This window comes from Bradyrhizobium sp. AZCC 1678 (assembly GCF_036924765.1).
Taxonomy (GTDB): domain Bacteria; phylum Pseudomonadota; class Alphaproteobacteria; order Rhizobiales; family Xanthobacteraceae; genus Bradyrhizobium; species Bradyrhizobium algeriense.
The window spans coordinates 6,513,944-6,538,408 of sequence record NZ_JAZHSE010000001.1 but is presented as its reverse complement, the minus strand read 5'-3'; the positions used below and the strand labels follow the sequence as shown (position 1 = coordinate 6,538,408).

Here is a 24,465-nt window from a genome sequence, read left to right as displayed (position 1 = left end):
GCCGCAAATGCGCTGGTATGTCTCGATCGGGGTCGTGCTTGTCGCAGGCGTGCTCGCCGGCGGCGATGTGGCTGGTTTTGCCGCGCCGTATCAGACGAACCGGCCGGGCCAGCAGCCGAACGCCGCCAGCCGTCAACTGGCCGACAAGGAAGCCAATCCGACCGTCGACGTCGAACTCGTCCTTGCCGTCGACGTGTCCTATTCGATGGACATGGACGAACTGGCGCTGCAGCGGGAGGGCTACGCGCAGGCGATCGTCTCCAAGGAGTTCCTGCAGGCGTTGAAGAGCGGCCCGAACGGCAGGATCTCGGTCACCTATTTCGAATGGGCGGCATCCACCGACCAGAAGATCATCATCCCGTGGCGCCTGATCGACGGGCCCGAGACGGCGGACGCCGTCGCCAATGAAATCATCAAGACCCCGATCCGCCGGGCGTCGCGCACCTCGATCTCGGGTGCGATCCACTTCGCCATGCCGCTGTTCGACGAAAATCCGCACCGCGGCCTGCGGCGGGTGATCGATATTTCCGGCGATGGCCCGAACAACAACGGCGCACCCGTCACCATCGCCCGCGATGCCGCTCTGGAAAAGGGCATCGTCATCAACGGCCTGCCGATCATGGTGAAGGAGCCGTCTTATTCCACGATGGATATCGACAATCTCGATCTCTATTATGAGGACTGCGTCATCGGCGGCCCCGGCGCGTTCGTGGTCACGATCAAGGACCGCGACAAGTTCAAGGAAGCGATCCGCACCAAGCTGCTGCTCGAGATCGCGGGCCGCACCCCCGAACACCCGGTCGTGCCGGCCGCCGGCAAGGAGCCGCGCGTCAACTGCATGATCGGCGAGAAGATCTGGCAGGACAGGTGGGGAAGGTAGCCGTCTTATCCTCCCCTGGAGGGGGAGGGTCGGCTCGCGTTGAGCGTAGCGAAATGCGAGACGGGGTGGGGTGATCTCTCCACTCGGGTACTGTTGGATGTGGAGAGACCGTCACCCCACCCCGCCGCTCATTTCATGAGCGTCGACCCTCCCCCTCCAGGGGAGGGTAACAACGAGCGTCTGTTATCGCCTGAACCTTGCTACCAATTCCACATGCGGCGTATGGCGGAACTGGTCGACCGGGGTAACGCCGTCGATCTTGTAGCCGCCGTCGATCAAAATCTTCGCGTCGCGTGCGAACGTCGTTGCGTTGCAGGATACCGCGACCACCGTCGGAATCTTGCTGGCCGCGAGCTGTGTCGCCTGCGCCTGCGCGCCCTGCCGCGGCGGGTCGAACACGACCGCATCATAGTCGCGCAATTCCTGCGGCATCAGCGGGCGGCGGAATAGATCACGCGCCTCGGCCTTGACCGGCTTCAGCCCCGAGGTAGACGTCGCGGCCTTCTGCAAGGCTGCGACCGCGCCGGCGTCGCTGTCGAAAGCGGCGATACGCGACTTCGCCGCGAGCCGCAGCGCGAAGGGGCCCACGCCGCAGAACAGGTCGGCAACATGTTTGGCGCGCTTGCAATGCTCGGAGGCGAGCGCCGCCAGCGTTTCCTCGCCCGCCACCGTAGCCTGCAGGAACGAACCGGGCGGCAGCGCCACCTGCGCGGCGCCGATCGACATCACGGGCGGCGTTCGCATCAGCACCAGTTCGCCGTGGCGCGTCAGCCGCGCCAGCCGATGCTGTTCCGCGATGCGCGACAGCCGCGCGATCATGGCTGACGATACCGGGCCGGAGCCGCGCACATCGACATCCAACCCGCTATTGGTCGCGGTGATCTGGATGTCGAGCGGCTTCCCCATCGAGATCAGCGACTCGGCGATGGCCCAGGCCGCTTCGATCGCGCCGTTCAGATGCGGGTCGAGGATCGGGCAGCGGTCGATCGGGATGACGTCGTGCGAACCGGCCGCCGCATAGCCGACCTTGAGCACGTCGTGGGTTCCCATCCGCCCGTGCAACGTGATGCGCCGGCGGCCCGCGCCATGGGCATCGACCAAAGGTGCCACGTCGCAATCGATTCCCGCCTGCGCCAGCGTCGTCACCACGAGTTCGCGCTTCCAGGCGCGATAGGGCTCGGCGTCCCAATGCTGGATCGCGCAGCCGCCGCAGACGCCGAAATGCGGACAGAACGCCGCGATCCGCTCCACGCTTGCGGCCTCGACATTGAGCAATCGCCGGCGGTCGGGATGGTGGCCGGGAACCGCACCGACCTCGATCGTTTCGCCGCCCAGCGTGTACGGCACATAGATGTTGCCGCCGCCCGCGATCGCGACGCCGTCGCCGTGATGGCCGACATGGTCGATCACGAGGCGCTCGCTGTCAGCCACGGCGCGCGCCCATGAAGAATTCGATATTGCCGTCGCCGCCGGTGATCGGCGAGGGAAACACCTGGATATCGGTGCAGCCGAGCAAAGTGGCAAATTCCGTGATGTCGTCGCAGATTTCCTGATGCACCATCGCGTTGCGGATGATGCCGTGCTTGGAGTGTTTCCGCTCCGCCTCGAATTGCGGCTTGATCAGCGCCAGGAGATGCATCGGCGCGGCGGCGAGCGACAGCGCCACCGGCAGCACCGCCTTCAGGGAAATGAAGCTGACGTCGATGACGACGACATCGGGCCGCGCGGGCAGCCGCTTGCCCTCGAATTGGCGGATATCGGTTTCTTCCATCGATACGATCCTGGAGTGATCGCGCAGCGAGGGATGCAACTGGCCGCGCCCGACATCGATGGCGAAGACGAGGCTCGCGCCGTTCGCCAGCAGCACCTCGGTGAAACCGCCGGTGGAGGCGCCGACGTCGAGGCAGACATGGCCCTCGATCTCGATCGGATACAGCTCCAGGGCGCCTGCGAGCTTGACGCCGCCGCGCGAGACCCAGGGGTGCGCGGGCTGCGCGGACAATTCGGCATTGGCGGCGATCATCTCCGACGCTTTCAGCACCGGCCGCCCGTCGGCCGTCACGCCGCCGGCGTCGATCGCGGCGCGGGCGCGCGCGCGGCTTTCGAACAGGCCGCGCTCGACCAGGAGCACGTCCACGCGCTTGCGGGGGGAGGTTTCACTATTGCTCGTCTTCGCCAAGGTCAGTCCGATTTGCCTCAGTCCGATTTGCGGGTGGCGCGATCCGCCGCGAGCGCGACGCAGATCTCGAACGAGGTGAGATCGTGCCAGATATCCAGAGGCCGCTGCCGCGGTGTCACCAGTCTAGCACCATGCAGATCGAGCGTGTGGATCATCATGAGATTGTCGGGCAGCCCAAAATCTTCCACCGTCAGTCCGTCATCGTCGATCAGATGGCCGCCACCGGCTTTCGTGACCGCAAAGGATCGCGCAACCCGCTCGGCATAGACGGCGGGATCGTTGCTGTAGGCGAAACAGAGCTTGCCGCGGCCGGCCATGTAGCCGAGTTCATAGACGGTGCCGGCGTCGGCACCGGGGCCGCGAAACGGCGTAAGGTTGGCAATGATCGCGTCCGCCGCGTCCATCATGGCCTCGTTACCCTCAAATATCGCCAGCGAAGCATCAGCGGCCGAAAGATCGACTGCATTGTCGAGCGGATAGAGCCCGCGCACGCCATGGCGGGCGCAGATCGCGGCCTTGCGGCGCCCGATCTCGATCGCGTCCGGCAGGAACACATCGGGGCCTGCCAGATAGATCTTCATGGGATTACCGGCGAAAGAGCCAGATGTTCGGTTCTGCGAGGCCTTCGATACTGCAAGGCCTTCGGTTCTGACCAGGTCAGAACCGAAGGGGCTACCGCCTCAGGCGAGCTTGACCGTCTCGGTCTTGTAGTCCTTGCCGAGCGCATCGAACACCTTGGCGACGATGCCCTTGGCGTCGAGTCCGGCATGGGCATACATCGCGTTCGGCGAGTCGTGGTCGATGAATTCGTCGGGCAGGATCATCGCGCGCATCCGCAAACCCCCATCGAGCATGCCGTTGTCGGACAGCGTCTGCATCACGTGCGAACCGAAGCCGCCGATCGAGCCTTCCTCGATGGTAAGCAGCACCTCGTGGTCGCGCGCCAGCTTCAGCACCAGATCGACGTCGAGCGGCTTCATGAAGCGCGCGTCGGCGATAGTGGTGGAGAGGCCGTGGGCGGCGAGTTCGTCGGCGGCCTTTTCGCATTCGGCCATGCGGGTGCCGAACGAGAGGAGGGCGATCTTGTTACCCTGGCGGACGATGCGGCCCTTGCCGATTTCGAGGGGGATGCCGACCTCGGGCATTTCGACGCCGCGGCCTTCGCCGCGCGGATAGCGCACCGCGCTCGGGCGGTCGTTGATCGCAACCTGCGTCGCGACCATGTGCACCAGTTCCGCCTCATCGGATGCGGCCATGATGACGAAATTCGGCAGGCAGCCGAGATAGGCGCAGTCGAAGGAGCCTGCATGCGTCGCGCCGTCGGCGCCGACGAGACCGGCGCGGTCGATCGCAAAACGAACCGGCAGGCTCTGGATCGCGACGTCGTGGACCACCTGGTCGTAGCCGCGCTGCAGGAAGGTCGAGTAGATCGCGCAGAACGGCTTGTAGCCTTCGGTGGCGAGGCCGGCGGCAAACGTCACCGCATGCTGCTCGGCAATGCCGACGTCGAAGGTCCGGTCGGGGAAGGCCTTGTTGAAGATGTCGACGCCGGTGCCGGACGGCATCGCCGCGGTGATGGCGACGATCTTGTCGTCCTTCTCGGCTTCCTTGACGAGGCTCTGGCCGAACACGTTCTGGTAGGCCGGCGCATTCGGTTTTGCTTTGGCCTGGGCGCCGGTGGCGACGTCGAACTTGACCACGGCGTGATACTTGTCGGCGGAAGCTTCCGCCGGACCATAGCCCTTGCCCTTTTGCGTGACGACATGGACCAGGATCGGGCCGGTTTCCATGTCGCGGACGTTCTTCAGAACGGGCAGCAGATGGTCGAGATTGTGGCCGTCGATCGGGCCGACGTAATAGAAGCCGAGTTCCTCGAACAGCGTGCCGCCGTCCATCATGAAGCCGCGGGAATATTCCTCGACGCGGTTGGCGCGGTTGGCGAGGATCTTGGGCAGACGCTTGTTGATCTGTTTGGCCGCCTCGCGCAGCGAGCGATAGGTCTTGCCGGAGTAGAGGCGGGACAGATAGGCGCTCATCGCGCCGACCGGAGGCGCAATCGACATGTCATTGTCGTTGAGGATGACGATCAGGCGCGAGTTCATCGCGCCCGCATTGTTCATGGCTTCATAGGCCATGCCCGCCGACATCGAGCCGTCGCCAATCACGGCGATAACGTTGTTCTTGCCGCCGGAGAGGTCGCGGGCGACCGCCATGCCGAGGCCGGCGGAGATCGAGGTCGAGGAGTGCGCGGCGCCGAACGGATCGTAATCGCTCTCGGTGCGCTTGGTGAAGCCGGACAGGCCGCCGCCGGTGCGCAGCGTGCGGATGCGGTCGCGGCGGCCGGTCAGGATCTTGTGCGGGTAGGCCTGGTGGCCGACGTCCCAGATCAGGCGGTCGCGCGGTGTGTCGAAAATGTAATGGATCGCGGTGGTGAGTTCCACGACGCCGAGGCCGGCGCCGAAGTGGCCACCGGTCACCGAAACGGCGTCGATGGTTTCCTGGCGGAGTTCGTCCGCGACCTGACGCACCTGCTCGATCTTGAGCTTGCGAAGATCGTCGGGCGTGCGGATGGTATCGAGAAGCGGCGTTTTACTAAATGTGGTCACAGCGATATTCCAATTTTGCATGTCAGGGCGAAACGGCCCGACGCGAGACGGGAAGCGCGTTAACCGCGCCGTGAAATTCCAGACCCCGGTGCCATCTCGGCAGGCCGGTACCTGATTTGAAAGCCTAGATGCACTCCGGCCTAAACCATGTGATATGCATCACGTTAGTAGCTTCGAAACCCTTCCCGGTTCAGTTTCTTTAGCTATTTCAAGCGCTTGCTGCCGTCGAAAGTCGCCCGGCAGGCGCTCTCCCCAGCCCATAGAACCGCAACCTTTACACCAAAGCTGCCGCCAAAGCCAACCCGGAGCGCCGATTCGGTTCCCTGGCGCGGGCCGGAAAAACTCGGTTTTTCAACCGCTGCGGCGGGCAGATGGTTCCAATTTGCTCAAATCGGCGGCACTTGCGGCCGTCGTCGTGGCCGCTTCGATGCTTTTCCAGGCCCGGTTGCGCACGCCAGAATCGCCGGTGGCCACATCAAGCGCGGCGTCGGGGACGGCCACGCGCGCGCTGAGCGGAACCGGTCCGCAGACGATCATGAAGAAGTCGTAGGCGTTGGGCAGTTCGTTGGCCATCACGAACTGGAAATGCACGCGGAAGAACTGCCAGCGAAATTTTTCGTAGTGTTCGGGCCGGATGATGTCGCGGAAGCGGACCGGCACGATCTTCGGGTTGCGCCTGGCGGCGCCGACGTCGATGCCGTGGCTCGTGATCGGATCGAACTGGTAGAAATTCATCACGTCCTTGCGGGCCTGACAGTCGATCCAGTCGATCGAGGGCTCGATCGCGAGCTGCCGCAGATGGTCGCGGAATTCTTTCGACACGGCGTGATAGCCGACGATCGGGAAGTTGCCGCCGAGCGTCAGCAGCACGATCCGCGGACCGTGACGGCCGAGCGCGGGGTCGAGCTTCAGCGCGCGCGCCAGCATTTCCGTCGACAGGAACGATCCGGAGCTATGGCCGACGATGACGATTTCTTCGGCGTCAGTGCTTTTGGCTGTCTTGACCAGATGCTGCGCGAAGCGGTCGATGCGCTGGTCCCATTCCGGGCGCTCGCGGTGCGAGAACTCCCAGGTCCAGATCGTGTCGCACAGCAGATAGAGCACGTAAGTGGCGTTCTCGGTGTATTTCAGCACGGTCCCGAGCAGCGCCACGAAGATGGCGGTTGCGATGGCGATACTGAACGCGTCAGGAATGCCGATGGCGTTCAGGCCCTTCTCGAAAACGAAGGCGATGGCGGCGGCACACGCAGCTTCGAGCAGCAGCAGCAGATGCGGGTAGGTGATGAAGGTCGCAAAACGCCAGTTCGCCTTGCCGAAGCGGGCGATGGTGCCGGCGAAGACCAGCCGCCAGTAGATCCACACCGCGCTCAACACCGTGCGCCAGATCGGCGACGCCAGATCCTGCTGGATGAAATCCTCGAACCGGAGGAAATCGTAGGCCGTGCGGGTCTGCCAGTCCTCTGCCTTGGTATCGATGGTCCAAGACGCGATCTCGTCGTCGGCTGCGACCTTGGGCCGGCTGATGGTGGCCTGGAGCTGGTAAAGCCGGCCGAACTTGCGCAGTTCGGTCCGGAACATGCGGTAATATTGCGCCAGCCCGCGCGGATCGTAGCCCTGAATATAGATGATATGGCGGTGCTGGACGCGCACGTACTGTCCCCGGGTGGTGGCCGACTATAACAGGCTGGGCAGGGCGCCAGGAACTAAATCGGCTACTAAATCGGCTACTAAATCGGCTGCCAGGCGGAGACTGATGAGGTCGATATTGCGGCCGTCCGGGATCACTGCACGTCGAGCGGCTCGGTCCCGGTGACCTGGCCGTTGGCATCGGTGGTGATCTTGTCCACGCGGGCCTCGGCCTGCCGCAGCAATTCTTCGCAGCGGCGCTTCAGCGCCTCGCCACGCTCATAGATCGCGACCGATTCCTCGAGCGGCACCTTGCCGTCCTCCAGCCGCTTCACGATCGATTCGAGCTCCTCGATCGCGCGCTCGAAGGAGAGTTTTTTGACGTCCATTTGGGTATTTTCGGCCATATCAAGTTCCCGAATGCGCCCCCTAAGAGCGCAGAATCAAACACATTTTTAGGGGCCTATTGTGGCGGGGATTTACGCCCCCATCAATGCGGTGACATGGGCCGCAACCGACTCTTTCAGCCCCTGCAGGTCGTAGCCGCCCTCCAGCACCGAGACAAGGCGGCCACCTGCGCTTGCTTCGGCCTGGTCCATCAGCTTGCGCGTGACCCAGCCGAAATCATCGGCCTTCAGGTTGATCGAGGCCAGCGGATCGCGGTGATGCGCGTCGAAGCCGGCGGAGATGATGATCAGTTCCGGCGCGAACTTCTGCAATTGCGGCAGGATCAGGTTTTCGAACGCGGCGCGGAACTTGGCGCTGCCGTCTTCGGAAGCCAGCGGCGCATTCACGATGGTGTCGTGCTCGCCGCGCTCGCCGCTGGCGCCGGTGCCCGGAAACAGCGGCATCTGATGCGTCGAGCAATACATCACGGTCGGATCGTGCCAGAAGATATCCTGCGTGCCGTTGCCGTGATGGACGTCGAAATCGACGATTGCCGCGCGGCCGATGCCGTATTTGCGCTGGGCGTGGCGGGCGGCGATGGCGACATTGTCGAAGAAGCAGAAGCCCATCGGCTTCGAGACCTCGGCATGATGGCCGGGCGGCCGCACCGCGACGAAGGCATTCGGGTGGGCGCCGGACATCACCGCATCCGTCGCCGCCACCGCGCCGCCGACGCCGCGCATGACAGCTTCCCAGGTGCCCGGCGACATCGAGGTGTCGCCGTCGATATAGATCATGCCGCTCTGCGGGGCGATATGCCGGAGCTCGCCGACATAATGCTCGCCGTGACACAGCGTGACGGAATCGAGATTGCCTTCCGGCGCCTCGCTGCGCGTGAGCGGCTTGAAGCGCTCTTCACCCAGCACCTCCGCCACCGCGCGCAGCCGGTCGGGACGTTCCGGATGGCCTGGAGGCGTGACATGGTCGAGACAGGCGGAATGCGTCAGAAGGAGCGTCATGCAAAATCCTGGCGTTAAGGCGCGCGCCGGCAACGGATCGGGTAATCTAGGCGGTCAGGGGCCGCTCGGAAAGGCCCACGGCCTTCCCGCTCAGTTTATCCTGATGATGCGATCGGCAGCGGTCGGTCCGATCGGGCTGTTCGCCCCGAAATAGGCATTCAATGCGTCGATGTCGTAGATTCCGGTTTGCGGCATTGTTCCCTGCGTCAGAACGGTGAAACCGTCGCCGCCGACGAAAAGGAAGTTATTGACGGTGACGCGATAGCTCGCGGCGGGATCGATTGTCTGCCCGTTCAACACCATTCGTTCTGCGATGATGCGCTCGCCGTCGCCTTTCGATTGATCCCACGCATAAGAAAAGCCCTTGGAGACCTGCAGGATCCGCGGCCGCTTCGGATCGCGCCATTGCTGTTCCAGCATGTCCTTGATCTGTTTCCCGGTCAGCGTGATCGTCACCAACTGGTTGCGGAACGGCTGGCTGGCGAACAGATCGCCATAGGTCACCGCGCCGGTTTCCTTGTGCGTAATGTCGGTGCGGATGCCGCCGGGATTGGTGAAGGCGATGACCGCGCCGCCGTTCGCGGCCGCACGGGTGGCGGCGAGCTGCGCGTCAGCGATGATATCGCCGAGCGGGCTCTCGCCGGTATTTTTTGGCGTGCGCGACAGCGTTTCCGTTAGCCTACCCGCCGGACGGTTGGCGATGGGGGCTGCGACCCTGTCATAGGCTTCGATCAGCGCGGTCTGGTCGAGATTCTTCGAAAGCGTCGCCGATCGCACGATGGTGTTGTCGGCTTTGGCGCTGACGACATCGCGCGTCGTCGGATCAAGCTTGAGATCGATCGCGGTGACGAGCGTGCCGTATTTGTCGCCAGAGGTGACGAGCCGCCCGTCGATCTCGCAGACATAGGCGCGGTGGGTGTGGCCGGAGACCACGACGTCGACAGCGTGATCGAATTTTTTGACGATATCGACGATCGGTCCCGAAACGCCGGGGCACTCATTGTAGTCGCCCGTCGGCAATCCACCTTCATGGATCAGCACGACGATGGCCTCGACGCCGCGCGCCTTCAGTTCCGGGATCAGCGCATTGACCGTACTGGCTTCGTCGCGGAATTCGAGGTCGGCAATGCCAACCGGCGAGACGAGGCCCGGGGTGCCCTTCAAGGTCAGGCCGATGAAGGCGACCGGAATGCCGTCGAAGCTGCGGATTTCGTAAGGGGGAAACACGGTCTTGCCGCTGCTCTTCTCGAACGTGCTGGCGGCGAGATAACGAAATTTTGCGCCCGTGAACGGATGCGGCCCCTGGCATTTGTCGACCGGGTGGCAGCCGCCATGCTGCATGCGCAAGAGCTCGTCCTTGCCCTCGTCGAATTCGTGGTTGCCGACCGAGGAAATCTCCAGCCCCATCATCGACAGCGCCTCGATCGTCGGCTCGTCATGGAACATCGCCGACAAAAACGGGCTGGCGCCGATCAGGTCGCCGGCCGCGACGAAGATCGTATTCCTGTGCCCCTCGCGAAGCTGGCCCACCAGCGTCGCCATATGTTCGGCGCCGCCGGCCGGGACGGTGATCTTCTTTGTTCTGTCCTCGGGATCGGCAATCGAGATCCCGCCCGGCGGCGGGCGCAGGTAGCCGTGAAAATCGTTGATCGCGAGAATGCGCAGATCGACGGGGGTGGGGGCTTGGGCGAACGATGATGCGGCGAGCGCCATCATGATCGCGAATGCTGCAAGGATCGGGCGGAGGGGAGTATTCATGTATGACAGGTAGTTTGCTGTTTCCGCGTCATTGCCTGCGACAAACGCGAAGCGTTTGTGCAAGGGAGCGCAGCGACGAAGCAATCCATTCTTTCTTGATGCGGCGCGATGGATTGCTTCGCTGCGCTCGCAATGACGGTGGGGCGAAAGCGTGCCCTTTACCTCACCCCTTTCCGTTCAAAGAACGCCTCGAACGACGCCACCGCTTCCTTTGAGTGCATCCGTTCGCCGAACAGATGGCTCTCCTGGTCGATCCGCCGCGTCATGTCCTCCAGCGGCAGCTTCAGCAGTTTTCGCGAGATCGCGACGGCTTCGGCCGGCAGCGCGCAAATCTCGCGGGCCACCTTGCGCGCCTCGGCTTCGGTGTGTCCGGGCGCCACCACCACATTGACGAAGCCCGCCTCGCGCGCCTCGTCGGCCGAAAACTTGCGCCCCATCACCAGCATGGCGAAGGCGCGCTGGTGGCCCATGGTGCGCGGCATCAACAGGCTGGATGCGCCTTCCGGCACCAGCCCGAGCTTGATGAACGGCGTCGAAAAGGTCGCGGTCGTGCTGGCGAGCACATAGTCGCAATGGAACAGCATCGTGGTGCCGATTCCGATCGCGACGCCGTCGACGGCGGCGATGATCGGCTTGACGTTGTGCGCCAGCGAATAAAGCAGTTTTACGGCGTTGGAGGTTCCGCGTGGCGCATCGGTATTCGAGGTGCTCTCTTTGAGAAAGTCCTCGAGATCGTTGCCGGCGGTGAACACGCCCGAACCGCCGGTTATGATGATGCAGCGGATATCGGGATTGTTCTGCGCCTTGTCGATAGCATCGCTCATCCCGCGATACATGTCCTGGGTGAATGCGTTCTTTTTCTCGGGCCGCCGCAGCTTGATTACGCGCGTCGCGTCTTCGTCTGTTACAATGAGGTGCCCGGTCATGAACCTGTCCCTGGATCGCTGGCGGCAACGGTGCCGCTGGCCAATCATCCGGCCATATCCTACATGATCCGGCAAGAGGCCAAACTGTTTCGGCCGATTTTCCCGGGGACGTGACTGCGAGGATAACGCAATGCAGCTAGGCGGAATTCATCACCTTACCGCGATCTCCGCGAAGCCGCGGGACAATTTGGCCTTTTACACCGGCCTGCTGGGCATGCGGCTGGTCAAGAAGACCGTCAACCAGGACGACGTCAGCGCCTATCACCTGTTCTACGCCGACGGCAATGCCAATCCCGGCACCGATCTCACCTTCTTCGACTTTCCGGCCGCCCCCGAGCGGCGCGGAACCAATTCGATCTCGCGCACCGGCCTGCGCGTCGCGGGCGAAAACACCCTCGGCTACTGGCGGGATCGCCTCAAGACAGCCGGCGCTGTGGCACGCGATATCGTCGAGGTCGACGGCCGGCTGACGCTGCCGTTCGAGGACGGCGAGGGCCAGCGGCTGGTGCTGGTCGACGATGGCGGCAAGGGCACGGCTTCGCCGTGGGAACGCAGCCCGGTGCCGATAGAGCACCAGATCCGCGGCCTGGGTCCGATCGTGCTGACCGTGCACGAGTTGTCGCGGACTGCATTCGTGCTGACCGAAGTCATGAACATGCGCCGCGTGCGCGACTATGCCGCCCACGGCGCGCAGATCCATGTCTTCGAGATGGGCGAGGCAAAGGGACAGAGTAGCCCCGCCGCCGAACTGCACGTGCTCGAAGACAAGGATTCGCCAATGGCGCGACAGGGCGCCGGCGGCGTCCACCACGTCGCGTTCCGCACCCCCGACGAAGCGCAATACCACGCCTGGACGCAGCGCCTGAACGAGCTTCGCATTCCCAACAGCGGCGAGATCGACCGCTTCTATTTCCGCAGCCTCTATTTCCGCGAACCCAACGGCATCTTGTTCGAGATCGCGACGGATGGACCCGGGTTTGCGACGGATGAGCCGATGGAGACGCTTGGTGAGAAACTGGCGCTGCCGCCGTTCCTGGAGCCGCGAAGGGCGGCGATCGAGGCGGGCCTGAAGCCGATTTCGTAAATTTCGTAGGATGGGTAGAGCGCAGCGAAACCCATCATCGTTCTACGCCGCCATTGATGGGCATCGCTGCGCTCCACCCATCCTACGGGCTAAAGCTTGTTCGATCCTGTGAAGGACATCATGAAGGCCTACCGATATCTCACCGGCAAGGATGACGCCGCATTCTGTCATCGGGTGACCGCTGCTCTGAACGGCGGGTGGCAGCTCTACGGACACCCGACTTTGACATTCGACCAGAAGCGCGGCGAAGTGATTTGCGGGCAAGTCATCACCAAGGACGTCGAAGACAAGACGTACGATCCCGAAATGGATTTGTCGAAGCTGTAGCGCAGAAGACTTCGTAGGACCTCCTAGCTTTCGTCAAGGAGCTGGGCGTCCTTGAATGACGAGCGTAGCGCCGTGCTCGCCGCCGTCCAGGACGCTCCGCGCCGGCTACGCCGGTGCCGATGGCATCCTGGACAGCGTCTGCGCGCGTCGCTGTCGGGTTCGGCAGGTCGGGACGAAGGAATGGTCGCAAGCGGCCGAACCAAGGAATGAGGCTTACTGTTTGACGGAGATCTGCGAACTCCCGCGGTTGGCATCATACAGGGTCCGGCTCTTGAGGGTCGAGCATAGAGCCGAGAGCAGGCGATCGCCCACGCTACGCAACGCACGTGCATGGCCGTGGCCGCGCTGCCGCAAGGCATCATAGCGGCGCCGCGCGGCAGCATCGTGCTGGATGGCAACGCGCGACCAATGATGAACGGCGGTCTGCAGCCTCCTGTTGCAGGCGTGGCGGCGGATCACGAAGCGTTGTTTGCCGCTTTGCCGCGTCACCGGAGCACCCCCTGCCAGCGCACGCAAGGCGTGATAATCTCGGGCCTGCAGCGGCTGCGCTGCCTCGGTGAGCAGTGTGGCGAGAACAATCCTGCCGATTCCCGGCCAGGAGCGAAGGATTGCCACGTCACACTGCTCACGGCTCTGCCCCGACGGGCTCTCCTCGTCCGGTGCCGCGAGCCCGGCGCAGAGGCCGTCCAGGGCGTTGTGGGCTTCCTTGATCTGCTGATTGACCAGGTGCATGCGCGCCGCGAGACTGCGGATATGCACGCAAGCGGCCTCCGTCGTGCCTGGGGCGACGAACAAGGCCGTCTTGCGCAAGGTCTGCAGCACGGTGGCGGCATCGAGACGCCGGATGCGGTGGTCCTTGAGGATGCGCGCAACCGTCTTCTCCGTTACCTTCGCGGCGGCGGCGGGGGTCGGCACCTTTTGCCACAGCGCCAGGAACCAGTCGTCCCCGACATCATCGGCTAGTTCGGTCGCCTGCGGATAGTAGCGCCACAGCTGCTGACGCAGACGATTGGCCAGACGCGTCCGTTCCTGCTGCAACTCGTCCACGAGGCGCGACCACTCGCGCAGCTCGATCACCACCGGATTGTCGATCGCAAGCTGCCGGAAGGCTTTCCGATCGGTACGCAGTGAGTCTCCAAGGACAAGGGCGTCTCGGCTGTCATCCTTGGCGCCTGCGACTGTGAAGCGATCGCGGAAACGATCGAGCTGCTTGGGATTGATGGCAAAGACCACAAACCCGTGCTCGAGCAGCATCTCCACCACGGGACCATGCGGCATCTCGATCGCGACGGCGATCTGCCCCGGCGCAGCCCCGGTCTTCTGCAGCAACCAATCTCGCAGTTCCGTCAGTCCGGCTCCGCCATGGGCGAACTCCCGCTCGCCCATGCGTCCTCCTTCGCTATCAAGCAGGCAAACGCGGTGGCTCTGTGTTGCCCAATCGATCCCGACAAACCAACGCACATCCTCAACCATTACTGGACCTCCTCGCTTCTCAAAGCGGGCCCACTGCGATCCCGATCGATCCCTGTACTGGCGCTCTTGGCGCAAACCTCCTAGTGGATATTGATCGCAGCCGCTCCACCGGGGCGCAGGTCCTACGAAGGTGGCTCATAGCACGGGTGGGTCAGGCAGCTCCCGGCAGATCGGCCCGTGCAGCCAGTCTACATCAACGACTGGTGCCGAACGCCAGAAGGGTACAGGATGGGTAGAGCGAAGCGAAACCCATCATCGTCGTCGTACTCCGTGATGATGGGTATTGCCGCGCTCCACCCATCTATGAATCCGTTGATTCGAAGGCTTGCCATGAACGCGTGAGGCGTCCATTGTTGCGGTTGTTCGCCGTTTAGTTGCAAGGAAGCACCTTGTTTCATAAGCTTCAGCCGTTCGTACTTCTACCGTTTTTGACGCGGTCATAGGCCGCCAGTGCCGGCGATCTCATGATCGACGGCGTCCCACTCCCATCTGATGCAACTGTTGCGACTACGAAGCCAGGGAATGCATTCCAGCAATGGAGCGGCGTTTGGGTTGGCGTGTGGCTCGGAAGCCCCAAACATATCCTGCTCGTTGAATCCATCGGCGATGACGGCACCGCGCGCGTCGTATATGCGATCGGCGACAATTTCAGTAGCCAGCCGGGTGCAAATGGTTATTTTGTGCCACCGCCGCCGTCTTGGATCATCCTTTTGCGGTGAGATGTGATGATGGAAGATCACCCTCTTCTGAACGTGGTGGCAAACTGGCCAGGCCGTGTTTCGACACAGCTTGCCTTTGAGGCGCGCGGCTTCTTGGTCCACAGGGCATGGCAGAATCGAATGATTGAGTTCTGCGGTGAACACCAGGCGGACTTGCTCAATCGATATTGGGATGAAGTCGCGTTCGAGACAATGCTGTGCGCAGGAAAGGTAATTTCGGACCAGCGGATATTTGGCATTGAACCAAAATACCGGTCTGCATTTTTGGACGAACTCTCTGCGGCCAGGGATTTTGTCGAGCCTCCATTTCGCTATCCCCCCCTTATCAGATGCTTGTTTGAGCACATTAAGAAAACTGGGCTTGATGCAGAGTTCAGGATGAGCGAAGCAGCCTTCATAAAGAAGCAGACGAAGCAGGAGGGCGAGCGTTTAGGAATTCGGACGACAGGTTGGACAGGAAAGAAGCGGGACGTCATTCCCTTCATTGATGAGTTTTGTTCGGCGCAAGCATTTAAGCGCCGTCGTAATCGCTGGCATAAAAATCTAAGCTGCGGCCTTGTCTTCGAGGTCAGCACTGATCTCGGGGGGAGCCCTTATTGTACCCAAATGCCATTGATATTTCGGATATTCCACGCGGACGATCTCAAATTTGCGTTTGAGTTGGGAGGGAGTGAGCCATTTGATCAGCTTGTCTACGGAAGTCGATTATACGGGGGAGGGGATGCCAGCGATTTTGTTTTGGGAGTTCGGGCTAACATTGAGCTGTTCGATGTAATCGCCGCATCCTTCGGGACTTCTCAGCAAGCTTAGAATCTGAAGCAATCCTGGTTTCTTGCAAATTACTGCGAAGCTCTGCACTTCGATGCAATAATAATAAGATTGCAGAGCCTCTTCTCGCAGCGAATTTCCGCAACAATCTTGCGTGAGATTCGAATAGCTCGGAGTTACGGTGACGCCCATTGGCCGGCTGAGACCGCGGGTGCAGCAAGCACCCGGCATTCCCTGCTCCCTCCCCAGGAGGGACAAGGTTCATGCAACCCTCGGGTGCCGTGCGCCGCGAGAAGGCGAAGTCATGTTTACGAACTTTGACGCAAACAAATTCACTATGCCCGGCAATGAACCGCGCCAGCGTGAGGCAGCTTGCGGCTGCTCAGCCTTCGTTCTTCGGCGTGTACTTCCCGAGCACGCATTTGTAGCGCTGCAATCGCCAGTCGCGATACGGCCCCTTGGCGAGCCAGTCGGCAATTCCGATCTGCGCGTTGACCGCGCAGGCGCTCATGGTGATGCCGGACTGGTCACTGGTGGTAACGACTTTTTCGAGACAGAGCTGGCTGTTGCAGAGAACGGCGACGAGAGTGACGAGCATGGTGACCTTCGTTGATAAGGAATATCCAATTCGTTTAGCTTCATTCAGCCAATGCAGGGTTCATGCCAACATTGGTGCACGCCGTTTTTTTGGACGCCCCTTACGCGAATTGACCTGCAAATACGCAACCCTTCCGTAGCCGTGCTTTTTTGCGCGGGACGGATACCAGCAAACGCCAGGGGAATGCGAACTGCGCTGAGAGTAGGGGCGGGCATGGACGATTCGCAAAGCGTAGAACTACGGGACCGTGCCGGAATGGCTGTGACTGTCTTAACGCTGCAACAGTGCTGGATTGCCGTGTCTGGGCTCGCGATGATCGCACAGTTCGTAGGATGGGTAGAGCGCAGCGAAACCCATCACCGTCCCGGGCAGCAATATTGATGGGTATCGCTGCGCTCCACCCATCCTACAAATTGGGCTCGCTCGCTACTGGGTTCGCTCGCGAACTCGCAAATTCAGATCGTCCGGTTGATTTCGTCCTTGATGCGCATTTCAGACTCAATCCGGACATCGCGCCATGTTCGTTTCACGCTCCACATGTAGAGCGGTTCCCTCCCGCGAGCAGGATGAGACATTAGTGCAACAACCATCGTCCTAAATTCCGGAAGGCGAATCGTTGGGCAGCGTCAGCCTGCCCGTGGAGATATAATCGCATCGACGAATCCGAAAAGGAGTTTTCGATGGCGAAATTTGCGGTTGGTGAGCAAGTCGAAAACGTTGCCAACGATCACGAGTCGGGCACGGTTGTCGCGGTGTTTCCGACCGTTGACGGAAGCTTCAGGTATGCCGTCGACACGGAAGGTTACGGCACACTCCAGTTCTTCGCCGAGGAGAAGCTGGCGTTTGCCGTTACGAGGCAGGGGGCCACATGACACGCCGCGCAACCACGCAAGCGATCTCCACGACCGAACCGACGGAGGGCGACAGCGATGCTGTGCGCATCAGGCATCAGCTTGACGCCTGGGCCAATGCCTCACATCGCACGCCTCGATTGGTGGCGACGCCTATGGAAGACGTAAGCGTTGAATCATCCGGCGAGGCGCCGTTGCCGGCGACGAAACGCAGCCGCGCCTCTCCGGCATCCAAGGCCGCTAAAGGCACCAAGGCTAAGGCAGCCAGGACAGCCAGGACCAAGACGACCGAGGCCAAGACGACCGAGGCCGATGGCGAGCCAGAGGCGCCCAACGCGCCGCTCGAGCCGCCAGAGTTTTCCGCACCCATCGTGCCGGAGGCCGTTCCCGCCACGCCGGAACGCGCGCGCGCCAGCCGCGCCTTTGCCCTTGTTGCAGCGCTCGCACTGGCGACGGTCGCGGCCTATTTTTCCGTCGCGGGCATGGCCGAGATATTTCCCGGCGCGCCGGTTGCGGTCATGGTGCTCGCCGCCACGATGGAAGCCGGCAAGCTGGTGATAGCCGGATGGCTGGCCGCGCATTGGCGCCGGACCAACTGGAAAATGCGTTTCGTCATGGTGGCCCTCGTTGCCGGCCTTGCGCTGATCAATGCCGCTGGTGTGTTCGGCAAGCTGGTCGAGGCGCATGTCAGCGTGGCGGCCACGTCGCGTTCCGGTGTCACCGAGCGCATTGAGGCGCTCGACGCCCGCGTGACGGCGCAAAAGGCGGCCGTTGCCGACCTGGACAGCCGCATTGCGCAGATCGACCGGGCCGTCGACGAATCGACAAGCCGCGGCCGGGTGACGCGGGCGATCAACATCGCGACCCAACAGCGCCTGACGCGGGATGGGCTGGATACGCAGCGGCAGGCGGCAACCGCAACGCTGGTCGGTCTGCAGGCGCAACGCGCGGCGCTGGCCGGTGAACGTTCCCGCGTCGAGGCATCCGCAGGCCCGATCCAGTATCTTGCGATGATGGTCGGCGTCGCGCCCGAAGTCGCGGTGCGGTGGCTGATATTGTTGATGGTGCTCTGCTGCGATCCGGCAGCGATCGCCTTGACGGTCGCGGCGGCTGGTTCGCGAGTTCGCGATCCGAAGTAAGAGCTGACCGCAGTCATCAACTTCGCGAGTGATGATGATGGCTGCATTAACGACGAGATGAACCATCGGCCAACGAACCATCAGCAACGACTCGCCTGTCGCCGACATTCGGTGTATAAGTATCTCCCATGAGTTGGGATGCGAAAGACGTAGCACTGCTCAAAGAACTCTGGGCCGCGGGCTACAGCGCCGGTCAGATCGCAAGTCGACTGGGCTACAGCCGCAACGCAGTGAGCGCGAAGCTGAAGCGCTTGGGCCACAAGCGGGGTCACAAGCCACCGACGGCCAACCCCAGGATCGTGGCCGTGCCGACGCGAAGGCAGACGCTCGCAGCAGCCTGCGCCCGGCCAGTGGATAGGGTGGTGTCTACGCAGAAGCCTGTCGCAAAGCAGACCAGGGAGCTCACCAAGCGCGAGCTTTACGCCATGCTGGCCAATGCGGTCAGGAATACGGGCTGACGCTTGCTGCCGTCTGGTCGAGAGGATGGGTATGATTGATGCGCTCCTGACAGGAGCGTAGGCAGGGCAAGCTTGCAGTCTTCCCGCCGGGGCGGGAAGTGCGTGGTTGAACCGGTTTTACATGGTCCGTCCTCTGGACAATTTCGCGGTTCTCGCGCCTTTGGACAATTTTACGTTTCGCGCGCGTTTGGCTGCGCTGTGGTCGCCTCGAGCAGCCAGCCGCTTGCCTTTCTTGATTTTCGCTTCCGCCACGTGCGTTTTCGGCTTCGCTTCGGCCACCTGAGTCTTCGCGCCACCTCGGCGAGAGGTATATTCCTTGCCGTCGATCGGCGCCACGTGCGGCGGATCCCTGTCGAGATAGGGCCGGCCGATGCCAAATTCCTTGCCGCGCTCGTCGACCCATTTCCAGAGCTTTTCAGTCGAGACCCATCGCTGCGCCCGGGTCGCGCCCTTGACGCTCACGATGTCGGCCGCAAGCCCGCGGCCATAGCCGCCACGGGTACTCCCACCGTGGTAGGATCGATCGGTTGCGGCCTTGAGGCCGGTGGCGATTGATTGACGGTAGTCATCGCGGAACGCGCTGGTGATGCCGGGCTGCAGTCCAGCCTGCTCCGCCGCGTGGAGCGTATGAAACAGCTTTATCTTGAAACTCCGGTCCATGCCGCCGATCACGTAGTCCATCATCGGCATGCCGGCTTTGTCCGCCGCCTTCGGGTCCTTCCACCCAAACTCCTCGTCGACACGCCTGGTGAAGGTCCTGGTGACGGTCACCGTCTTGCCCTTCCGCTTGATCGTGACTTTCCGCCGCTCAGTCACCTTGATGGCGTCGATCTTGGGCGCCCGTTCGTAGAGCGCCCACAGGTACCGATCGATGCAGATCTCGGCTACCAGGCACTCCTCGTTGATTTCGATGGTGCTCACAGCCGGCAGGGCAGGCTCAGGCGCCGTTGCGACTTCCTCGGGCGAAAATACCTGCGACGGATCGGTTGAGGCCACCACAAAAGGCTTCGGCTCATCCGGGCTTGCCGTCGCGTCGGCGGTTTTCGCTGGCGCGGGATCAGGCATGCTCGCCTGCTTGCCCTCGGCGGACGGTGTTTCGGCCGGAACTACCTGTGACGATTCCGGCAGCGAGGCCACGACAAAAGGTTTCGGCTCATCCAGGCTTGCCGTCGTGTCGGCGGCTTTTGGCGTGGCTTCGGCGGCCGTTGCCGTCGCAACATCACCGATGGCGGCGTTCGCTACTACTGTCGCCTGCGGCATAACCGTAGGCTCGACGCTTGCGACCAGAGATGGTTCGTGGCGTTCCACGACTGTCTTTGCGCCGGCGTTCTCGACGGAAGCGCTGATGTGCTGGGTGGAAGCCGAACCGAAGCCTGCGAGCCAGGCGAGAACACAACTCGCGAGAGCCAAGCCCGCGACTAAATTGATGCGGCGCTGCGCCTTCGTTGCCAATCGCCATGGGTCCATGATCCGGCCTCCCCAGGCTCCGCATGAGCCCAATTACACAGCCAAGCACGCGACGACGCGCATTGTTCGCACTGCGAAATGAATGCGCAACTGCGGGAAGCTACGGGATCATCTAATTTTTTGAAAGTGTTGCTTCAATACAACGCGGGCAGCATGGAACTTGCTGTGTCATTTTGCGACGCATGCGCATTCACGCGACTGCGTCGCTTAGCCCAGCAACACCGCATCCGCGCCGTTCACGGCTTCCGCGCTGTCGGTGACCGTCTTCTCCAGCGATCCCGCTTGCACGGTGACGTTCTCGGCAAAGAACCGCGCCACCGTCACGTAGCGCTGCGGATCGCCGCCGGCTTCGCCGTTGCCCTTCGCGGCCAGCGCTTCGCCGGCCAGCATGCAGCCGCCGAGCGTCGAGCCGAACAAGCGCAGATATGGCGTGGCGCCGGCGAGCGCGTCGTTCGGCGCGGACGCCACGCGTTCCAACAGCCACTTGCTGGCGCGCTCCAGCGAGCCGAGTGCATCGCGCAGTTTCGCGCCTGTGGTCCCGAAGGCGGGATCGTTCGTGGCCTCGACCTGCTTGACGATGCCGCTGAGTTCATCGAGCAGGGCCCAGACCGATGCGCCGCCGTTCGCGGCGAGTTTGCGCGTGACGAGGTCGATCGACTGAATGCCGTTGGTGCCCTCGTAGATCGAGGTGATGCGCGCGTCGCGATAATGCTGCGCGGCGCCGGTCTCCTCGATAAAACCCATGCCGCCGTGGATCTGCACGCCGAGATACGTCACCTCGTTGCCGATGTCGGTGGAGAAGGCTTTTGCAATCGGCGTCAGCAGCGCGCCGCGCGCGGCGGCGTCGGCCCGCACCCTGGCATCCGTGGCGCGCGTGGAAATGTCGAGCGCCACCGCCGTGGCGTAGCAGATCGAGCGGGCGGCGGCCGTCAGGCTGCGCATCTGCAACAGCATGCGCTTGACGTCGGGATGCACGATGATCGGATCGAGCCCGTCGCCCTTCTTGCCGACGGCGCGGCCCTGCTTGCGCTCCTGCGCAAAGGCCAGCGCCTGCTGATAGGCGCGGTCGGCAATGCCGACGCCTTCGAGGCCGACGCCGAGGCGGGCCTGGTTCATCATCGTGAACATGCAGAGCATGCCGCGATTTTCCTCGCCGATCAGGTAACCGACGGCGCCGCCGTGATCGCCCATCGTCATGGTGCAGGTGGGGGAGGCGTGCATGCCGAGCTTGTGCTCGACGCCGGACGGATAGATGTCGTTGCGCGCGCCCAGCGAGCCGTCGGCGTTGACCATGAATTTCGGAATCAGGAACAGCGAAATCCCCTTGGTGCCCGCGGGCGCATCGGGCAGGCGGGCGAGAACGAAATGCACGATGTTATCGGTCATGTCGTGGTCGCCATAGGTGATGAAGATCTTGGTGCCCTTGATGCGGTAGGTACCATCACCAGCGCGCTCGGCGCGGGTACGCAGCGCGCCGACATCGGAGCCAGCCTGCGGCTCGGTGAGCTGCATGGTGCCGGTCCATTCGCCGGAGACGAGTTTCTCCAGATAGATCTGCTTCAGCTCCTCGCTGCCATGGGCGTCGAGCGCCTCGATGGCGGAGAGCGTCAGCAGCGGGCAGAGGCCGAACGCGATGTTCGACGCGCTCCAGATTTCGGTGCAGGCGGCATTGATCGCCATCGGCAGGCCCTGGCCGCCAAAGGCTTCCGGGCCCGACACCGCGTTCCACCCGCCGGCGATCCAGCGCTGGTACGCATCCGGCCAGCCGGGCGCGGTCGTCACCTTGTCGTCGGCGAGCTTGATGCCGTGTTCGTCGCCCACTTTGTTCAGCGGCGCCAGCACGTCGCCGGCGAATTTGCCGGCTTCCTCCAGCACGGCCGCGGTGATGTCGCTGTCGAAATCGCCGTAATGACCGGCCTTCACGGCCGCCTGCAGGCCTGCGCCGTGGTTGAGCGCGAGCAGGATGTCGGAGATCGGCGCGCGGTAAGTCATGACGATAATCTCGCTTTTTGGCTAATGGCTGCCGCCGTCTTCCCACGAAACCGGGGTTCTCTCAACTCTCCGCTGGGCGGTATTCGCCCCGCCCGGGGGCGGGAAAACCGGCCCGGCGCACCCAAAGCAATGACCCTTTATATAAGGGTAGATCGACGGGGCCCGATTTTGGGGTGAAATTCGGCCCCGCAGCCTGTTGAAATAGCGTTGCTCCCTCTATAGACCGGCGGTGCCGGAACAGGTCGCGCTGGTCGATCCCGTGTTCCGGCCCGGACTGTTGGGGCGTAGCCAAGCGGTAAGGCAGCGGATTTTGATTCCGCCATTCGGAGGTTCGATCCCTCCCGCCCCAGCCACCCATTCCCGGGTATAGCCAGGTTTCCGAAGAGACGTCAGAATGGGCCGGAAATCCCGGCTTTCTGCGCATTCGCTTTCGTCTCTGGGCTCCCGCTTGCCGAACCTGAGGTGGAAATCGGCGAAAATCTCCGGCCGTGTCCGCAGATATTCCCATTTTGCGGAGACTATCGGCGGAGACTGGTTCGATCACGACTGCCGCCCGAAGGCGGCAGTCGATTTTCGGCACTGATAAGGTTTCGAGCAAAAGCTTATCAGTCTGAGACTGGATAGGTTTTGAGAGTTTGCTTATCAGTCTTGAGTTGGAAATCTCGAGGCATGCATGCTGTTCCTCATCTGCAAGCTGCCGGCGCCGCTTGTGCGATAATTGAGTAGCGCCGCACCTTGTAAGTGGGGGACACGAAACATTCGTCGCGCTCATGGCGCCGACCTGGGCCTGTCGTTTGGCCCAGGCTTTAGTCATGAATTTGCATTCGTTGCGCCAATCAGGGCCAGACGGGAAACTTCAAGGAACGAGGAGACAGCGGCGGCGCGACGGAGGGGCCGGCCGAAGGCTCGCTTCAGGGATACAGTTGGATGCCTTGCCCTGACGCGCCTCGGGCCTACTTTTCCTGTCCTCTTGCCGTGCACTGGGGTCAGGCGGGCAACGGCAGATGGGCCTCGAGACGCAATAGGATCGCGCCAGAACGCGCATTTGCTGGTCAAGAAGCGAAGAGTGCCTTTTTCGTCCTTGGATCAATGGCCGGAACAGGCGGCCGTTAGACAGGCGAATGTCCCAATAGGCTGCTGACTGTCGAGACATCGTTAGCGTTGGAGCCGGGCTCGGTCGGTAGCCCCTCACGCAAGGATCGTCACCGAAGGCCGAGACAAATGGCACGGCGCGCTTGCGCGTAGAGCCCGGTCGGTTCACCGACGTGGCCAAGAAGAATTTCGATTAGAGACGGAAACCAGTAATTCGCATGCTCCGCCTATGAAGAGATGGGCTCTGGAGTGAATGGTGGCCGCAATTCTGCTCGCTCGTTCTCGGCTAGCCTTTGATCACTCCATCGCAACCTACCGTCGGTGAATATCCCGTCCACCCACGTGGGCTCTCTAAGTCTATACATGCCGCAAGCGAGGTGCTGAGCTTGGATGTGACGGACGGCAACGAGGCACCAGTTCTTCCAAAAATCGTCCACCCTAACCACGAAGCACAGCGCTCCGGCGTGCTGACGACTGCTGTACGCGATCACTGACACTTGCTGGTTCTTTTCAAACACGCATAGGGCGACGTGGGACGAGATGTCATAGTCATCATGCGAGGTGAGGCACTCGTGCAAGAATGCATCTGTGATAATGAGCGACTTTGCTTCGTTTGGCTCGCAAGCGTTCAGCATTGAGCTCAACGCTTCGGAAGAATCCCCCGAGAGGAAGCCCCGGCCGGTGCGCTGAATTTGCATGAGCTCGCCTATGGAAGCGATGCGCACAGTGCGGCCTTGCTGGACCGAGAACTCGGAGATAACAGCCGGGTCGTCCGTTATGTGCGTTTCCAGAAGTGCTGTGTCGATACGATCCGCGACATAGAGAACCTGATATCCGGCCGGGTTCGCACGGCCAAGTGCAGCCGAAACATCTTTGCGCCAAATCAGCCCATCCACATGATCGGGACGTTCATCCGCACGCAGCTTCCGGGCACGCCTAAAGCGCCAGCCTGGCCCCCATTCGAGGTTAAGCGTTGGATGAACCCCGACCAGTCTGGAAATGATCGCCTTTTTGCTCGAAACGTCGCAGTTGGGATAACTCCGGATCAAAGCAACCAGCTCATCAATGGGCAACGGCGGAAATCGACGAGTGATGCTAGGGGGCACAGTCGGGGGT

22 protein-coding genes and 1 tRNA gene are annotated in these 24,465 nt (G+C 62.3%); 9 read left to right on the top strand and 14 right to left on the bottom strand.

The features are described 5' to 3' along the window. Positions 1-7: 7 nt before the first annotated feature. The gene (locus V1294_RS31385) at positions 8-880 is read left to right on the top strand and encodes a DUF1194 domain-containing protein (RefSeq protein ID WP_334484069.1); all 873 of its coding nucleotides are present in this window, start codon (positions 8-10) and stop codon (positions 878-880) included. A 183-nt stretch (positions 881-1,063) separates the two neighbouring features. On the opposite strand, the gene V1294_RS31380 is transcribed toward V1294_RS31385, so the two are convergent. The 9 genes from V1294_RS31380 to V1294_RS31340 form a co-directional block, all read right to left on the bottom strand. After that, positions 1,064-2,311 (bottom strand): class I SAM-dependent RNA methyltransferase, encoded by a 1,248-nt coding sequence (locus V1294_RS31380; protein ID WP_334502649.1) that lies wholly within the window; start codon positions 2,309-2,311, stop codon positions 1,064-1,066. Beyond that, entirely contained in the window at positions 2,304-3,059 is a 756-nt protein-coding gene (locus V1294_RS31375; RefSeq protein ID WP_334484064.1) for a TlyA family RNA methyltransferase, read from the bottom strand. The genes V1294_RS31380 and V1294_RS31375 overlap by 8 nt, the downstream gene beginning before the upstream one ends. A 17-nt stretch (positions 3,060-3,076) precedes the next feature. After that, positions 3,077-3,640, bottom strand: a complete 564-nt coding sequence (locus V1294_RS31370) for a nucleoside 2-deoxyribosyltransferase (RefSeq protein WP_334502646.1) — start codon at positions 3,638-3,640, stop codon at positions 3,077-3,079. A gap of 99 nt (positions 3,641-3,739) precedes the next feature. Beyond that, positions 3,740-5,686, bottom strand: a complete 1,947-nt coding sequence (gene dxs, locus V1294_RS31365) for a 1-deoxy-D-xylulose-5-phosphate synthase (protein ID WP_334484059.1) — start codon at positions 5,684-5,686, stop codon at positions 3,740-3,742. A gap of 330 nt (positions 5,687-6,016) precedes the next feature. Further along, a complete protein-coding gene (locus V1294_RS31360; protein WP_334502645.1) occupies positions 6,017-7,315 on the bottom strand; it encodes a hypothetical protein in 1,299 nt (432 codons plus the stop codon). A gap of 131 nt (positions 7,316-7,446) precedes the next feature. Further along, complete coding sequence (locus tag V1294_RS31355; protein ID WP_108518728.1) at positions 7,447-7,698, bottom strand: exodeoxyribonuclease VII small subunit; 252 nt, start codon at positions 7,696-7,698, stop codon at positions 7,447-7,449. 72 nt (positions 7,699-7,770) lie between these two features. Beyond that, positions 7,771-8,697 (bottom strand): histone deacetylase family protein, encoded by a 927-nt coding sequence (locus tag V1294_RS31350; protein WP_334502643.1) that lies wholly within the window; start codon positions 8,695-8,697, stop codon positions 7,771-7,773. 90 nt (positions 8,698-8,787) lie between these two features. After that, positions 8,788-10,455 carry a bifunctional metallophosphatase/5'-nucleotidase gene (locus V1294_RS31345; RefSeq protein ID WP_442895397.1) on the bottom strand — a complete coding sequence of 556 codons (1,668 nt, stop codon included), beginning with the start codon at positions 10,453-10,455 and terminating at the stop codon, positions 8,788-8,790. Positions 10,456-10,613: 158 nt separating this feature from the next. Next, on the bottom strand, positions 10,614-11,381 hold the full coding sequence (locus tag V1294_RS31340) for a crotonase/enoyl-CoA hydratase family protein (protein WP_334502641.1): 768 nt from the start codon (positions 11,379-11,381) through the stop codon (positions 10,614-10,616). A 130-nt stretch (positions 11,382-11,511) separates the two neighbouring features. On the opposite strand from V1294_RS31340, the gene V1294_RS31335 reads away from it, so the two are divergent. Together V1294_RS31335 and V1294_RS31330 are read left to right on the top strand one after the other, a co-directional pair. After that, complete coding sequence (locus V1294_RS31335) at positions 11,512-12,465, top strand: ring-cleaving dioxygenase (protein WP_334502639.1); 954 nt, start codon at positions 11,512-11,514, stop codon at positions 12,463-12,465. A 120-nt stretch (positions 12,466-12,585) separates the two neighbouring features. Beyond that, positions 12,586-12,792 carry a DUF1737 domain-containing protein gene (locus V1294_RS31330; RefSeq protein ID WP_334502636.1) on the top strand — a complete coding sequence of 69 codons (207 nt, stop codon included), beginning with the start codon at positions 12,586-12,588 and terminating at the stop codon, positions 12,790-12,792. Positions 12,793-13,005: 213 nt separating this feature from the next. Here V1294_RS31330 and V1294_RS31325 read toward each other — a convergent pair whose 3' ends face one another. Further along, the gene (locus V1294_RS31325) at positions 13,006-14,265 is read right to left on the bottom strand and encodes an IS110 family transposase (RefSeq protein ID WP_334502633.1); all 1,260 of its coding nucleotides are present in this window, start codon (positions 14,263-14,265) and stop codon (positions 13,006-13,008) included. A 464-nt stretch (positions 14,266-14,729) separates the two neighbouring features. Between V1294_RS31325 and V1294_RS31320 the strand changes: the two genes are divergently transcribed. Both V1294_RS31320 and V1294_RS31315 read left to right on the top strand, forming a co-directional pair. Then, positions 14,730-14,984, top strand: coding sequence for a hypothetical protein (locus V1294_RS31320; protein WP_334502631.1), 255 nt, complete (start codon positions 14,730-14,732; stop codon positions 14,982-14,984). Positions 14,985-14,990: 6 nt separating this feature from the next. After that, positions 14,991-15,794, top strand: a complete 804-nt coding sequence (locus V1294_RS31315) for a hypothetical protein (RefSeq protein WP_334502629.1) — start codon at positions 14,991-14,993, stop codon at positions 15,792-15,794. Between the two features lie 340 nt (positions 15,795-16,134). Here the strand turns inward: V1294_RS31315 and V1294_RS31310 are convergent, their stop codons facing one another. Further along, positions 16,135-16,350, bottom strand: a complete 216-nt coding sequence (locus V1294_RS31310) for a hypothetical protein (protein ID WP_334502627.1) — start codon at positions 16,348-16,350, stop codon at positions 16,135-16,137. Positions 16,351-17,030: 680 nt separating this feature from the next. On the opposite strand from V1294_RS31310, the gene V1294_RS31305 reads away from it, so the two are divergent. The 3 genes from V1294_RS31305 to V1294_RS31295 all read left to right on the top strand — a co-directional run bounded on the left by V1294_RS31305 (position 17,031) and on the right by V1294_RS31295 (position 18,798). Then, positions 17,031-17,222, top strand: a complete 192-nt coding sequence (locus tag V1294_RS31305) for a hypothetical protein (RefSeq protein WP_108518742.1) — start codon at positions 17,031-17,033, stop codon at positions 17,220-17,222. Beyond that, complete coding sequence (locus V1294_RS31300; RefSeq protein WP_334502625.1) at positions 17,219-18,340, top strand: hypothetical protein; 1,122 nt, start codon at positions 17,219-17,221, stop codon at positions 18,338-18,340. Before V1294_RS31305 ends, V1294_RS31300 begins: the two co-directional genes overlap by 4 nt. Positions 18,341-18,468: 128 nt before the next feature. After that, entirely contained in the window at positions 18,469-18,798 is a 330-nt protein-coding gene (locus V1294_RS31295) for a GcrA family cell cycle regulator (RefSeq protein ID WP_108518747.1), read from the top strand. A 117-nt stretch (positions 18,799-18,915) separates the two neighbouring features. On the opposite strand, the gene V1294_RS31290 is transcribed toward V1294_RS31295, so the two are convergent. Beyond that, complete coding sequence (locus V1294_RS31290) at positions 18,916-20,265, bottom strand: hypothetical protein (RefSeq protein WP_334502623.1); 1,350 nt, start codon at positions 20,263-20,265, stop codon at positions 18,916-18,918. A 207-nt stretch (positions 20,266-20,472) separates the two neighbouring features. Beyond that, the gene (locus V1294_RS31285; protein WP_334502621.1) at positions 20,473-22,257 is read right to left on the bottom strand and encodes an acyl-CoA dehydrogenase; all 1,785 of its coding nucleotides are present in this window, start codon (positions 22,255-22,257) and stop codon (positions 20,473-20,475) included. Positions 22,258-22,535: 278 nt separating this feature from the next. Between V1294_RS31285 and V1294_RS31280 the strand changes: the two genes are divergently transcribed. Next, positions 22,536-22,610 (top strand) — tRNA-Gln (locus tag V1294_RS31280). A gap of 966 nt (positions 22,611-23,576) precedes the next feature. Here V1294_RS31280 and V1294_RS31275 read toward each other — a convergent pair. Further along, the gene (locus V1294_RS31275; protein WP_334502620.1) at positions 23,577-24,422 is read right to left on the bottom strand and encodes an RES family NAD+ phosphorylase; all 846 of its coding nucleotides are present in this window, start codon (positions 24,420-24,422) and stop codon (positions 23,577-23,579) included. Positions 24,423-24,465 lie beyond the last annotated feature (43 nt).